Origin of the sequence: Myxococcus sp. NMCA1 (assembly GCF_026810205.1) — a bacterium.
Taxonomy (GTDB): Bacteria; Myxococcota; Myxococcia; order Myxococcales; family Myxococcaceae; genus Myxococcus; species Myxococcus xanthus_A.
In genome coordinates this window covers 2652879-2667225 of the sequence record NZ_CP113950.1, presented here as the reverse complement: position 1 = coordinate 2667225, position 14347 = coordinate 2652879, and the positions used below count along the sequence as shown (strand labels likewise).

Sequence of the window (14347 nt, the reverse complement as noted above, 5' to 3'; positions counted from 1 at the left end):
GGGCCTCAAGGCACCACGGCGTCCGCGGGTGCCGGCAGCAGAGGCCGGGCCTTCAGTGCGGCCAGCCGCTCCAGCACATAGTCCAACATGCCCCGTGCCAGCGCGTGCTCGCCCATCACCACCCGGTCCACGCCAAGCGACTCCAGGTAGTCCCGCTCCTCGTCGCCATGCGTACGCACCACGGCGGGAAGGGACGGATTCACGCCCTTCACCTGCTCCACGATGGCGCGGGCCTGTAACGCGTCCGGCGTGGCGACGATGAGGATGGACGCCGTATCCAGGTGCGCGTGCTCCAGGATGCCGGGCACCGCGGCGTCCCCATAGATGGCGGGCACGCCCTCCTCACGAAGGCGCTCCACGTACTCGCGGTTCTGCTCCACGACCACGAAGGGAATCTTCCGCTCCGTCAGGCTCTGGCCAATCACGCCGCCCACGCGCCCGTAGCCAATCAACACCGCGTGATCGCGCAGCTGCACGTCCCCCATCCCAATGGGCAGGTCAGACAGTTCGTCTTCCTCGGGGTCCATGCGCGCGGCGAACCTTGGGTGCCGGCGCAGCCACGCCAGCAGTGGATCAATGGTCTTGAAGACGAGCGGGTTGAGGGTGATGGACAGCAGGGCCCCCGACAACACCAGGCTCTGCCCCTCTTTCGGCAGCAGCCCGAGCGTGACGCCCAGTCCCACCAGGATGAACGAGAACTCCCCAATCTGCGCCAGGCTCGCGGACACCGTGAGGGCGGTGTTCACCGGGTAGCGGAACGCCAACACGATGAAGAAGGCGGCCAGCGACTTCCCCAGGACGATGATGCCCAGCACGGCGAGGACCTGGAGCGGCTGCTTCACCATCACCATCGGGTCGAAGAGCATTCCCACCGACACGAAGAACAGCACCGCGAACGCGTCCTGGAGCGGCAGCGAATCCTCCGCCACCCGGTGGCTGAGCTCCGACTCACTGACCACCACGCCCGCGAAGAAGGCGCCCAGCGCGAAGGAGACGCCGAAGAGCGCGGCGGCCCCGAACGCAATCCCCAGCGACACCGCCAGCACCGACAACGTGAACAGCTCGCGGGAGCCCGTCTTGGCCACCTGGGTCAGCATCCAGGGCACCAGCCGCGTGCCGGCGACCACCATCAGCGCCACGAAGAGGCAGACCTTCCCCAGCGTGAGGGCCAGGGTCCAGATGAGGCTGTCTCCAGTGGCCGCCGTCGCGGACGTCTGCGTGTCGGCGGAGCCAAGGACGTTGCCCAGCGCGGGGAGGAGGACCAGGGCGAGCACCATCGCCAGGTCCTCCACAATCAGCCAACCCACCGCGATGCGGCCATTCACCGAATCGAGGATGCCCCGCTCCTCCAAGGCGCGCAGCAGCACCACGGTGCTGGCGGTGGACAGCGCGAGGCCGAACACCAGGCCCGCGCCCAGGCCCCAACCCCACCAGTACGAGACCACGGTCCCCATCACGGTGGCCGCCGCGATCTGCACGACGGCGCCCGGCACCGCGATATTGCGCACGGCGAGCAGGTCCTTGATGGAGAAGTGAATCCCCACGCCGAACATCAGCAGGATGACGCCAATCTCCGCCAACTGACCGGCAAGGCCCCCATCCGCGACGAAGCCCGGCGTGAACGGCCCCACGGCCACGCCCGCCAGGAGATAGCCCACCAAAGGTGGCAGCTTCAGCCAGCGTGCGACGAACCCACCAACGAAGGCCAGTCCGAGTCCAACTGCGATGGTGGCGATAAGCGTGGTGTCGTGAGGCACGGCGGAATCTCCCTGGGCGTTACGCGGAAGGGGGTATGAAAAAGCGGCGCAGCGAGGAATCCGGCCCTGGGGCGGAACCCTCGAACACCTTTCGAGCATGGGTGGTCTTGAGCGGACGCTCGCGCTGATGCAGTGAGATTCCGCCGGGCGGGAATCTACTACGGCGCGGGCTCGTTCCCAACCCTCATCCGCAGGCGGTGAGTGATGTGCTCGCCAAGCATCACTTCGAGTAGGCAACGCGCCATGTCACCCCATAGGCGGTGCGTCGGCGTGTCCCCAGCTTGAGGAAAGAGCACATCCCCGCGGAGGTCCCCCATGCGTGCCCCCCTGCCCTGTGTCTTGATGTTGGCCCTGGCGCTCGCCGGCACGTCCGCCGCTGCCGCGGAGCACTCGGCCCCGACCCTGGATTCCCTGGCAGACGGCGCGTTGCTGCTCGACGGGCTGGGGACGCACGAACGCCAGGTCACCACGGCCTCACCCCAGGCCCAGGCCTTCTTCAACCAGGGCCTGCGGCTGGCGTATGGCTTCAACCACGACGAGGCCGCACGCTCGTTCGCCCGAGCCACGCAGCTGGACCCCACCTGTGCCATGTGTTTCTGGGGCGTCGCGCTGGTGCTGGGCCCCAACTACAACATGCCCATGCTGGCGGAGAATGCGCCCGCCGCCTGGGACGCTCTCCAGCGCGCCCGGCGGCTCGCCCCCCGCACGACGCCAGTGGAGCAGTCCCTCATCGCCGCGCTCGTCCAGCGCTATCCCGGCCCGGAGGCCCTGCCACCGGAGAAGATGACCCCCTTCAATGATGCCTATGCCAGCGCCATGGCGGGCGTGGCCGCGCGCCACCCAGAGGACCTGGACGTGCAGACGCTCCATGCCGAGGCCCTCATGGACCGGAATCCCTGGAAGCTGTGGTCGCTGGATGGGGCGCCGGCCCCGGGCACGGAGCAGATTGTCGCCACGTTGGAGTCCGTGCTCGCCAGGGACCCCAACCACCTGGGCGCGAACCACTATTACATCCATGCGGTGGAGGCCTCGCCACACCCGGAGAAGGCGGAGCCTTCCGCGGACCGGCTGGGCACGCTGGCGCCCAGGGCGGGGCACATCGTCCACATGCCGGCCCACATCTACCAGCGCGTGGGCCGCTACGCGGATGCCTCGGAAAGCAATCGGAAGGCGGCGGCGGCGGACCTAGCCTACCAGAAGGAGGCGAAGCCGCTCGGTCACGTCTACCCCATGTACACGTCCCACAACTTCGGCTTCCTGGCGTACTCCGCGTCCATGGAGGGGCGGAAGCAGGAGACGTTGGAGGCGGCCCGGGCCTCGGCGCAACACTTCCCGCCGGAGCTGCTCACGATGATGCCGGGAATGGACTTCTTCGTGGCCCAGCCGCTGTTCGCCATGGTGCGCTTCGGGGACTGGGAGCGCCTCCTGGCCGAGCCCCGCCCGAACCCGAAGTACCCCGTCCAGACGGGCCTCTGGCTCCACGCGCACGGCATGGCGCTGGCGGCCACGGGGCAGTTGCCACAAGCCCGCGCGGAGCTGGCCGAGCTGAGACAACTGGCCCGCACCGTGCCTCCGACAATGGCCGCGAACCTCAACACCGCGAAGGACGTGCTGGGCGTCGCGGTGCGCGTGTTGGAGGCCCGCGTGGCCCAGGCCGAGGGCCGGCCCCAGGCCCTGACGCTGTGGCGTCAAGCCGTCGACGCCGCGGACCGGCTTTCCTACGCCGAGCCCGCGGACTGGTTCTATCCGGTGCGCCACTACCAGGGCGCCGCACTGCTGGAGGCCGGGCGCAGCCAGGAAGCGGAGGCCGTCTACCGCGAGGACCTGCGGCGCAACCCGAAGAATGGCTGGGGCCTGTTCGGCTTGACGCAGTCGCTCGAAGCGCAGGGACGTCAGGAGGAAGCGGCTCGCACCCGCGCCGCTTTCGAGACGGCCTGGGCGCGCGCGGACTTTCCGCTCACGACCACCGCGCCCTGATGGCAAGGGACACACCCTGACACCCCGCCGCACCCGGAACGATGCCCGGGTTGCACGAGGCTCCGCATGGGGATAGGGAAGCAGGCCTCGTATGTCTGCGACCGCGGAGCTGCTCGATGCCGTCCGGGAGGAAGCGCGCCCGGACACCTGGTCTGCCGGCACGGGGCTCGCTCGCGCGGGCGCCGTCTCGGTGCAGTCCGTGGATGAGGAAGAGGCCGTGCTTCGGGTGCGCGTGCCCAGCCGGCCCGCCCCCGTGAAGACGGTGCTCTACCTGGATGAAGCCATCTGGGAGTGCGACTGCCGCGGCCGGGTGGACCCCTGCGAGCACGTGGTCGCCGCGGCGCTGGTCCTCCATCAGCATTCCACGGCGCGGCGAGCCCCCGCGCAGCGCCCGGCCGCCCCCGCCGCGCGCCCGGGCGCGAACACCGTCGCCAGGCCCGGCGCCCCCTCGGCTGGCGCGCCCAAGCCAGAGCGCATGGTGTACCGGTTCAAGCGCGTGGACGGCGGGCTCCAGTTGGAGCGGCTGGTGGTACGCCCGGACAACACCGCGCGACTGCTGGCGCGCAGCCTGGCCTCGCTGCTCACCAATCCGGTGGAGGCCGCTCGCATCCAGACGCAGCCGTGCGATTTGCTCGCGGACAAGCTGCTGCTGAAGCCCACCCGGGGCGCGCTGCCACCCGAGCGGCTCAACGCGCTGCTGCGCGTCCTGGAGCCCGCGCGCACCGTGCTCTTCGACGGCGCATTGGTGTCGGTGACGAGCGAGCCCCTCATGCCCCGCGTCACCGTGGAGGACCGCGGTGAGAACACGGTGCTCAAGGTGGAGAAGGACCCGCGCGTCACGGAGGTGGTGAGCCCCGGCCTCGCGCTGTGCAGCGGGACGCTCTGTCCCCTGGGGGAACAGGGCCTCACGGGGCCCTGGTTGGAGAAGCTGCCACATGAGCGCGCCTTCGCGCCCCACCAGATGGGGGACCTGACGGGGAAGGTGCTGCCGGACATCGCGCGGCGCATGCCGGTGGACGTGCGGAGTCAGCGGCTGCCGCCCATCGACCGCACGCTGAAGCCTCGCATCTCCCTGGAGCTGAACCAGCTCGACGCGGGCCTCTCGGTGCTACCGACGCTGGTGTATGGCTCGCCGCCTACCGTGCGCATCGACAGCGGACGCATGGTGTACTTGAAGGGCGCCGCGCCCGTGCGCGACGAGGCCGCCGAGCAGATGCTCGTCCACCAGCTCCGCGACGAGCTGAACATGGCCCCCGGGCGGCGCGTCACGGTGCAGGGGAAGGAAGCCGTCCAACTCGCCGACAAGCTGCGGCGCTGGCGCGGTGGCCTCACGGGGGATGGCGCGGCGGTGGTGACAAACCCGAACGTGCAACTGCGCCCGGTGCTCAAGGTGGACACGGGCGCTGGCACCGAGGGCGTGCCGCACGTGGGCTTCTCATTCGACTTCCAGGTGGAGGGCGAGGACCGGGAGTCGCCCCGCTCCGTGGATGCGGCGGCGGTCATGCGCGCCTGGGAAGAAGGGATTGGGCTGGTGCCGCTGGAGGGCGGCGGCTGGGCGCCCCTGCCCGCGGAGTGGCTGAAGTCCCATGGCCAGCGAGTGGCGGACCTGCTGTCCGCGCGAGGCCGGGATGGCCGGCTCGCCAACCACGCCATTCCGCAGCTCACCGGCCTGTGTGAAGCGCTGGAGCACCCCTCCCCGCCGGGCCTGGAGCGGCTGGCGCCCCTGGTGAAGGGCTTCGAGAAGCTGCCCGAGCCGCAACTGCCGGAAGACCTCACGGCGACGCTGCGCGCGTATCAGCTCCAGGGCGTGAGCTGGCTCACCTTCCTGCGTCAGGCGGGGCTGGGCGGCGTGCTCGCGGACGACATGGGTCTGGGCAAGACGCTGCAGACCATCTGCACGCTGGGCCCGGGCACCCTGGTGGTGGCGCCCACGAGCGTGCTGCCCAACTGGGAGGCGGAGGTGAAGCGCTTCCGTCCCTCGCTGAGGGTCTCCGTGTACCACGGCCCCGGACGCGCGCTGGATGAGGCGGCCGACGTGACGCTGACGACGTATGCCCTGATGCGCCTGGACGCGGAGGTCCTGGGCGCGAAGCAGTGGAGCACCGTCGTGCTGGACGAGGCCCAGGCCATCAAGAATCCAGACAGCCAGGTGGCGCGGGCCGCGTATGGATTGCAGGCGGACTTCAAGCTGGCGCTGAGTGGCACGCCCATCGAAAACCGGCTGGAGGAGCTCTGGAGCCTGATGCACTTCACCAACCAGGGCCTGCTCGGCGGACGGAAGGACTTCGAGGAGCGCTGGGCGCGGCCAGTGGCGGACAACCACAAGGGCGCGGCGGAGCGGCTGCGGGCGCGCATCCGGCCCTTCATCCTGCGCAGGCTCAAGCGGGACGTGGCGCCGGAGCTGCCGCCGCGGACGGACGCCGTGCGCCATGTGACGCTCACGGAGCGGGAGCGCGCCGTCTACGACGCCGTCTACGCGGCGACGCGCGAGGAAGTGGTGTCACAGCTCGAAGCGGGCGGCAGCGTATTGAAGGCCTTGGAGGCCCTGCTGCGGCTGCGGCAGGCGGCGTGCCACCCTGCCCTCGTGCCGGGACAGCAGGCGAAGACCTCTTCCAAGGTGCAGGCCCTGGTGGAGGCACTGGGCACGGCGGTGGAGGACGGGCACAAGGCGCTCGTCTTCTCTCAGTGGACGTCGATGCTGGACCTCATCGAGCCCGCGCTCCAGGAGGCGGGCATCGGCTTCATCCGGCTGGATGGCAGCACGGCGAACCGAGGCGCGGTGGCGGCGTCCTTCCAGGACCCGAAGGGCCCACCGGTGATGTTGATTTCCCTCAAGGCGGGCGCCACGGGACTCAACCTCACGGCGGCGGACCACGTCTTCCTCGTGGACCCATGGTGGAACCCGTCCGTGGAAGCCCAGGCCGCGGACCGCGCGCACCGCATCGGGCAGCAGCGGCCCGTCATGGTGTACCGGCTGGTGTCTCAGGGAACGGTCGAGGAGAAGATCCTCACGCTTCAGGCGAAGAAGAGGGAGTTGTTCGAGGCCGCGCTCGGCGGCGGCTCTGGGGCCACCGCGATTACGCGTGCGGACCTGATGCAACTCCTTGCGTAGCCGTCGCCTCCGGTTCACTCAGCGCACGCCGCAAGTCCGCCGATGCCTTTCGGATGCTCCGTGCTGCCGGTACCACCAAGCAGCCCAAATCGGAGGGACTGCCGCCAACAGCACCAGGGCCGCCTGGGGCCGCTCCACCCGTGCCGGAAGTCCCAACGCCCTTATCGCCCCCTCTTGATCAGCCGCCCACGGGACGCATCGTGAAGGACACGGCCTCCGTGCCGAGCATGTACTCGTCACCGTCAGAGACCTGCTGCCGCGTGATGCGCTCGTTGTTGAACCAGGTCCCGTTCGAGGAGTTGAGGTCCTCGATGAAGACCTCATCCCCCACGCGGGTGACGACGGCGTGCTCGCGTGAGACGCGCTCCGACTTCACGACGAGGCTGCAGCGGGGCCCTCGGCCAATCGTGAAGCGCTCCGAGGAGACGGCCACCGGCGTGCCTTGCGCCCACCGGACGAAGACCTCCAGCGGCGCGGGAGCCTTCACGATGTTGGTGGTCTCCGCCGACTGGTCCTCCAGAATCGTCGCGGCTTCGTCAGGCAGCCGGATCTTCGGCACAGGGCGCGCAACCAGCGGACGTGCCGCAATCGGCGTCGCGACGGGTGCCTCCACCCCGGCATCCTCCTTCGGGTCCTCCACGACGCCCAGTGCCGCAAGTTCCGCGGCAATATCGTCACTGGACACATCCCCCTTCACGCCGCTGACGGATGATGCCTCGGCCTCATCGTCCGAGTCGTCCGCGGCCTCTTCGGACTCCGAATCGTCTGAGTCTTCGACGGACTCCTCGTCCGAGTCGTCCGCATCAGACGCATCGTCTTCCGAGTCCTCATCCGAATCCTCGTCGGACTCCTCATCGTCGGCGTCGTCAGAGTCCTCATCATCCGAGTCGTCGGGCTCATCGTCGTCGGCGTCGTCGGACTCCTCATCATCCGAGTCGTCGGACTCATCATCGTCGGCGTCATCCGATTGCGCGGCCAGCCCCTCCGACGGCTGCACGGATGCGTCGACCTCCGCGAGAATCTCCTGCATCCGCGCGAGCACCAGCTCGGTAGGGGGCACCTGCGCCGCGGCCAGAGGCACCGAGGTGACGCCAGGAGGCTCCGTCGCGGGCTCCTCCGTCGCGTCGTCCGCCGAGAACGTGTCCACGGCCGGGGCAGCAGGAGCCGCTGCCGGGCCAGCAACCGCAGCCGCGGCAGACACCAACTCCTGCGCACCGGCCCCTGGACTAACGAGCGGTACAGCCGTTGCCACCGGCTCGGCGACCGGAGGCGCGACCACGCTCGGTGCCTCCACAGCGGAACGCGCCGCCACGGGTGCAGCGGCTTGGAGCACGGGCTCCGAACCCGTCATGGCCCCACCAACCCCCTGCGCCTCCCCACCCAGCGACACCACCGTGGGGGCCACGTAGCCATTCTGGCGCGCGAACTGGAACAAGGCCTGCGCCACCAGCGCATCCCGGTCCACGCCCATGTCGCGGCTCATCAACTCCAGCGCCCGCCACAGGGGCTCGGCGACTTCAATCGTCTGACGAATCCGCTTCATGACTACCCCCTCAGATTGGCCTGCCACGGAGACACGTGGTTCGCGTCGGTCAGCCAGAAGAACATCGCCTGCGTCTCCGCGTACTGCTCTTCGGCAATCCCCGCCAGATTGGGATGCAGCTCCTGGAGGGCAACTCCTTCGAAATCGAACGTTGGCAGGTCCGGGTCGATGCGACCACGGGTCCGCCGGTTGCGGCACTGCCAGAGCCGCTGCGTGGCCTGACCCGCCGCATGACCGAAGTCCGCCGGAGGCGTCAGCGCATCCGGCATCCGAATCGCATCCTCCCCGCACGCCCACAAGAGCCAGGTCAGCGCGCTCCAGTCCCCACGGACCGCACGGGACAGGGCCGGAATGCCCATCCCCTTCAAGGACAGCGTCTCGTCGACGGCCACCGAGTCGCCATCCGCGTCCTCGACCTCCGTCTGCTCCAGCTCGGCGGGCCCGTCCGGCAGCAGGGACGACACATCGGGCGGCAGCCAGGGCACGTTCGCGCCGGGCTTGAAGCGGGAGAGAATCTCCGCGCGCAGCAACTGGAGCCGCGTGGCGTACTTGCGGACCACGGCCTGCACCGAGTCCAGTTCCTTCGTGGGCCCGTCGGGGACCTCATCGAACGTGCAGTGCGCGGGCTCACGCCCCGGCCAGAACTCGAAGCGAGGGAACAGCACCCGCCCATAGGCCGAGAGGAACTTCCACGAATCTGGCTCCGACGGCGCCAGCGCCTCCGCATCCTTCTGCATCTGCTCGCCCAGCCCCAGGTTCGCCATGATGAGGCTCCGGGTGAACAGGTACGCCGAGCGCTCCGGCGCGAGCAGCATCGCGGCCAGGATGAAGTCCAACGCCGCCCGGGGCCGGTCCTGTTGGTCGTGAAGCACCGCGAAGCCCCGAAGCAACGTCGCGGCCTCCGCGCCACGCATCAACGCATCCGCCAACGCCGCCCGCTCATCCCCCGCGCTGTTCATCACGCCTTCGGCATGCTCGCGAGCACTCGCCTCCGTGCGAGGCAGGGTGAGCGACTCCAGCCACGCCTTCAGCGGGCCCGCATCCAGCGACACGGCGCTCGCCCGCGCCATGGCCAGCAGCGCCTCCCGGTACCGCCGGTCCGCGCGAGCCTGGTCGGCGAACTCACGCCATTCAGCGGCGCTCTTCGGCAGGTTCGAGCACACCTCTGAGGCATCCAGCGCCTCGTGGTCCTGGACAATGCCCAGGTCCCGGGTGACGACGGCGTTGCCCTCCGCATCCAGCAACTTCCACGTGCCGCACGCGAAGTCGTCCTCCATCTCCCCTTCGTCGAACCGCACCCGAGCGTCCGCGTACTCGTTCACGGCGCGGGAGTGGTAGCGCCCGTGCCGGCTGCCCTCGTGGAATTCGCTCTCCCAGAGGAGCTGTCCCTCCCGGTCCCAGAACCGGCACAGCCCGTGGCGCTGGGCCTTCGCGTTGAGCGACACGGACGCCCATTGGTCCTGGTCCTCCCGGTACTCTGCCTTCTCCGGCAGGTTCGCGGGACGCGTGGGGTACGGCACGCCAGTGCTGGGCACCACCCGCTCACCGTCGCCGTTGTAGTGCAGCACCTGCGTCACGCGGCCATGCGCATAGACCATCACCGTGCGGCGGACCTTCTCGCAGACGCCATTCTCATGCATCCGCTCGGTGGTGAACTGGTCGGAGGCATACCAGGTGCGCGGGCCGTGCAGGTTGCCCTGCTCGAAAGCGCCGTCCTGGGACACCTCCCCGCTCTCATGGAAGCGCTTGAAGGGACCGTGGGGCTTGCCGTGGACGAAGATGCATTCGTTGCAGAGGGTGCCGTCGGCGCGCCAGTACTTCCAGGGGCCGTGCTTCTCCCCCTCCTCGTCGGTGTCGCCGAAGCACCACTCCTCGTCTCCATCATCCCATTCCGCGTGGGGCGGAATGCCAGGAGGCGGCGTCCCCTCCTCCGTCAACTTGCGGTTCGCGGCCCGCTGCTGCTCGACGGCCAGGTCCACGGAGTCCAGCTTGCTCAGCCAGGTCGCGAACGCCGAGGCCGACATGGCGCCCGAGGCGCGCCGGACCTCGACGCCATCCTTGAAGGCCACCAGCGTGGGGATGGAGCGAATCTCCAGCCGGCCGGAGACCTCTTCCTGAGCCTCCGTATCGAGCTTGCCGAAGGTGATGTTCGGGAACTCTTTCGCGGCGGCCTCGAAGGTCGGCGCGAAGCCTCGGCAGGGACCACACCACTCCGCCCAGAAGTCCACCACGCACACCCCCGCCTCCTGGGTGATGCGCTCGAAGTTCTCCTGGGTCAATTCGACGGTCTGTCCTGCCACGGCGACTCCCTTGCGAGGTGCGTGGGACGATAGAAATGAGCGGGGGCCCTCACGTCAACGGTGCAGTTCGCGAACGGCACAAGCGACGCTCGAACACCGCCAAGCCCGGGAATCCACTCGCGACTCCCGTCTCAGAAAGCGAAAAAGCCCAAGCCTTGAGAAGAACGTGCCCACGAAATACGGCGTGAGCCTCCCGGAGCGAGGGACACCGCCAGTAGACTCCGTGGATGCAAGCCGACGACGAGCCCTACGCCCTCTTCCGGCGCACGCCCCAGGGCCACACGACGGAGGCCGTCGGCAAGATGCTGCGCCCCTGGCTCGATGGGGTCCGTCCCACCTGGGAGAGGTCACCACGACCCCGGGTGAAACAGCTCCGAGAAACTCCTGAAACAATTACAATCCCGACAGGTCGCTGAGCGAAGGGCCTTCCGCGAATTCAACGGCGGCTGCATCCGTCATCGGGTGGATCGGCGCCAACGTTCTTCATCAGGCTCGGGTATACACGTTGCGTCATGAGTCGCTCATCCTTGGTCGAAACAGTGCTGGGGCAGAAGTATCGACTGCGCCAGCGGATTGGCGTGGGGGGGATGGGCACCGTCTACGAGGCGGAGCAACTCGACGTAGGCCGCACCGTGGCCGTCAAGGTGCTCCGGCAGCACCTCCTCGGCGAGCCGGCAGTGCACGCGCGCTTCCGCCGCGAGGCCCAGGCCACCGCGGGCGTGAAGCATCCGAACATCGTCGAGGTAATGGGCTTTCACGACGCACCGGATGAGCCGCCCTTCCTGGTGATGGAGCTGCTCCGAGGGCAGACGCTGAAGTCGCTGATGAAGAAGGAAGGCCCCCTGCCTGTGGGACGCGCGGCGGCCATTGCCCATCAGCTGGCGACCGCGCTGGTGGCGGCACATCAGGCTGGCGTCATCCACCGCGACATCAAGCCCGACAACATCTTCCTGGTCGACACGGGGACCGAAGCCCTGCAGGTGAAGCTGCTGGACTTCGGCGTCGCGCGGCTCATGCATGAAGACGACGCCACCGCGCTGGGCACGGAGTCAGGCGCCTGGGTCGGCACGCCATCGTACATGGCCCCGGAGCAGATCCGCTGCCGCCCTGTCGACGGACGCGCGGACATCTACTCGCTGGGCGCCTGCCTGTATCAGATGGTGACGGGACAGCGGCCCATCGACGTGGCGGACAACGTGGCCCTGCTCTCCGCCGTTCTGCACAATGTGCCCGCCCCGCTCAGCGGCGTGCGCACGGACGTGCCGGATGGCTTCTCCCAGGTGGTGGAGCGCACGCTGAAGAAGGACCCGGCCGCGCGCTACGCGGACTCCCACGAGCTGGCCCAGGCGCTCGAGCCCTGGATTCACACCGCCTCCGTGGCGCCCCCTTCGGCCCCTCCGCCTGAAGTCACGAGCGCCGTCCCCACGGAGCCCGCGAGCACAGCACTGGCGCCCTCAACGCCTGTCGCGGCGGAACACGTCGCCACACCCCACACGCCCGGCCCGCAGCCCGTCCTCGCCGCGGCGGAACACGTCGTCACACCGCACACACGCTCCCGCCTGCAGACCGTCCTCATGGTCGCCAGCGCGCTGGCGGTGGGCCTCGCCGCCACGGGAGGACTCGTCTTGACGGCCTCCGGGATGACGCCCTCGGAGGACCTCGCCCGCCTCCGGGTCGTCGAGCTGCCCCGCCTGACGGAGAACGGCGCCGCCGCACCCGCGCCACACGGGTACAGTGACGGCTCAATCGCCGAGTCCATTGAAGGGCGCCTGCCCGCGCTCGACAGCTGCTACGCGCGAATCGGCGAGGACGCCGCGTGCCGTCAGGACACCTACGCCCTGGTCTACTCTCCCAAGGCATCGTCCTCGGAGCACGCATGCACCCGCCCCAGCCCATCCCGCTCGCGCAGTGCATCAACAAGGTGCTCCGGGGGCTCGCGCTGGGCAAGCCACGCGAAGCCATCGCCGGCACCGCCACGGTCCTGCTCAGGCGGGAGTAATTCCTCCCAAGGGAATCAGAACCACAACTCCTCGACCGCTCCCGGAGTGAAGCCCGGCTCCTGGAAGTAGACGCGCCCCTGCGAATTGAGCGCCTTGTAAAGGAACTCCGCCAGCGAGTCGGCGACGCACACGCCAGTCCGCGACTGAGCGCTTTCCACCGAGTAGAGCGGGAGCTTCCCAGGCTGCTGTGGGTTGAAACGGTAGGCCAGGAAGCCGTGTTCGCCCACGTCACAGAAGCGCGTCCAGCCGTGCGGGTAGCCGCTGGATTGCGGATCTGCCAGACGGGTCTTGTTCCAGCGCGTCCCGTCGTGGAACTCCAGCGCCCCCGACGCCCGGATGCGGTACACGGCCGCGTCCCCCTGGCCGAAGAGCGACGCGCCGTCGCATGCGGCGTAGAACTGGCTGATGTCCGCCGGGATTCCACATTCCCCCCACAGGTCGCGCCAATTGCTGTGACGAGCCTCCGAGAGGGCCTCGGCCATGCGGTGCTCATCCTTGATGCGCCGGAGCATCGCATCCAGCCCCAGGTCCTCGTGGACCACCCAACCCGGCACCGGCCGCAGCGCCAGCGTTTCCGCGGACTGGAGCGTCCCCATGAAGCCCGCCGTCAGGGCCATCCGCGCCTTCACCATCCCTGAATCGGTGGCCACCGCGAGCAGGAGCGACACCCGGGACAGCCCGGTGGGCAATCTGTCACTGGAAAGGGTTTCGCCCTTCTCCGTGGCGTCGGGCTTGCCCAGCGCCTGGGCCTCCAGCATCGGATTGGGAAAGTCATATTCGCCCGTCAATTGATTGCGAAGGAAGGGGAACAGCTTGCCAATCCAGCCATTGAAGGTATCGCTGCCATAGGCGTGGTGCAGCTTGTAGATGGCTTGCCAGAACTTGCGGTCCTCCCGTCCCTCGGAAGCTCGGATGAACTGGTCGCACAGCGGCAGCAGGTGCCGGGCCCAGGTGTCCATGCCGTACCGAGGAAGCTGCCCGACCTTGTCCCGCAGCTTGCGCCAGTCCTCCGGTGAGCCCTCGAGCGTGATGGTGGGAATGCCGCAGATGCACATCACCACGTAGTCGAAGTACTCCCGCATCGCATCCATCAGCACGATTTGACTGACCACGCGCTCCACCGGCCCCGTCGTGGAGAAGTCGCACACCATCAGGTCGTGCAGCGCGGGCGAGTGTCCTTGAATCATCCCGGAGAAGTCGTCCACGACGCCGGGCCAGAAATCATCCGATGCGAGGTCCGTCTGGGACGCGTCGCGTGTCACCATCAACTGCTTTCGCCCCTGGTGACGCACCAGGTCAAATCGCAGCGCCTCCGCGTTGCGGGTGATGTGCAGGGCCAGCCCCTGGGCGATGGTGATCCAGAGGATGTCCGGAGACAGCACCAACGGGCGGTGCCCGCTGAAGGCCAGATGCACCGCGGCGAGCAGTGGATGGGTCGCCTCGGGACGCACGAACCGCGCCTCGCGATGGGAGGCCCCGAGCACCTTGGCGTCGAGTCGCCCACTCAGGGCCTCGGTGAGTCCGACCTCTTCCAGGGGCAGGACGGCGGGCTTCACGGCATCGACGGCGAACGTCACGCGATGGGGCATGCACGCATTACATCGCGCGTGCTCGGATGGCGGCAAGCGCCCTCGCGAGCGTGAAGGCAGACAGGGCTC

At 68.8% G+C, this 14347-nt stretch carries 7 protein-coding genes; 3 read left to right on the top strand and 4 right to left on the bottom strand.

What is annotated here, in order from left to right:
• Positions 1-5: 5 nt before the first annotated feature.
• On the bottom strand, positions 6-1757 hold the full coding sequence (ybaL, locus tag OZ403_RS11575) for a YbaL family putative K(+) efflux transporter (RefSeq protein WP_268784223.1): 1752 nt from the start codon (positions 1755-1757) through the stop codon (positions 6-8).
• A gap of 315 nt (positions 1758-2072) precedes the next feature.
• On the opposite strand from ybaL, the gene OZ403_RS11570 reads away from it, so the two are divergent.
• Both OZ403_RS11570 and OZ403_RS11565 read left to right on the top strand, forming a co-directional pair.
• The gene (locus OZ403_RS11570) at positions 2073-3734 is read left to right on the top strand and encodes a hypothetical protein (RefSeq protein WP_237078220.1); all 1662 of its coding nucleotides are present in this window, start codon (positions 2073-2075) and stop codon (positions 3732-3734) included.
• Between the two features lie 91 nt (positions 3735-3825).
• Positions 3826-6846 carry a DEAD/DEAH box helicase gene (locus OZ403_RS11565; protein ID WP_268784222.1) on the top strand — a complete coding sequence of 1007 codons (3021 nt, stop codon included), beginning with the start codon at positions 3826-3828 and terminating at the stop codon, positions 6844-6846.
• A 178-nt stretch (positions 6847-7024) separates the two neighbouring features.
• Here OZ403_RS11565 and OZ403_RS11560 read toward each other — a convergent pair whose 3' ends face one another.
• Positions 7025-8389 carry an FHA domain-containing protein gene (locus tag OZ403_RS11560; RefSeq protein ID WP_140874149.1) on the bottom strand — a complete coding sequence of 455 codons (1365 nt, stop codon included), beginning with the start codon at positions 8387-8389 and terminating at the stop codon, positions 7025-7027.
• A 2-nt stretch (positions 8390-8391) separates the two neighbouring features.
• Complete coding sequence (trxA, locus tag OZ403_RS11555; RefSeq protein ID WP_140874147.1) at positions 8392-10689, bottom strand: thioredoxin; 2298 nt, start codon at positions 10687-10689, stop codon at positions 8392-8394.
• A gap of 512 nt (positions 10690-11201) precedes the next feature.
• On the opposite strand from trxA, the gene OZ403_RS11550 reads away from it, so the two are divergent.
• Positions 11202-12758 (top strand): serine/threonine-protein kinase, encoded by a 1557-nt coding sequence (locus tag OZ403_RS11550; RefSeq protein ID WP_268784221.1) that lies wholly within the window; start codon positions 11202-11204, stop codon positions 12756-12758.
• On the opposite strand, the gene OZ403_RS11545 is transcribed toward OZ403_RS11550, so the two are convergent.
• Positions 12704-14278, bottom strand: a complete 1575-nt coding sequence (locus OZ403_RS11545; RefSeq protein ID WP_268784220.1) for a DUF4419 domain-containing protein — start codon at positions 14276-14278, stop codon at positions 12704-12706. The genes OZ403_RS11550 and OZ403_RS11545 overlap by 55 nt on opposite strands.
• Positions 14279-14347 lie beyond the last annotated feature (69 nt).

What these genes read in the sequence shown, in the direction of transcription:
- OZ403_RS11545 (WP_268784220.1), bottom strand. Translation starts at nt 14,278, where the DNA reads ATGCCCCATCGCGTGACGTTCGCCGTCGATGCCGTGAAGCCCGCCGTC.
- OZ403_RS11550 (WP_268784221.1), top strand. Translation starts at nt 11,202, where the DNA reads ATGAGTCGCTCATCCTTGGTCGAAACAGTGCTGGGGCAGAAGTATCGA.
- OZ403_RS11565 (WP_268784222.1), top strand. Translation starts at nt 3,826, where the DNA reads ATGTCTGCGACCGCGGAGCTGCTCGATGCCGTCCGGGAGGAAGCGCGC.
- OZ403_RS11570 (WP_237078220.1), top strand. Translation starts at nt 2,073, where the DNA reads ATGCGTGCCCCCCTGCCCTGTGTCTTGATGTTGGCCCTGGCGCTCGCC.
- OZ403_RS11560 (WP_140874149.1), bottom strand. Translation starts at nt 8,389, where the DNA reads ATGAAGCGGATTCGTCAGACGATTGAAGTCGCCGAGCCCCTGTGGCGG.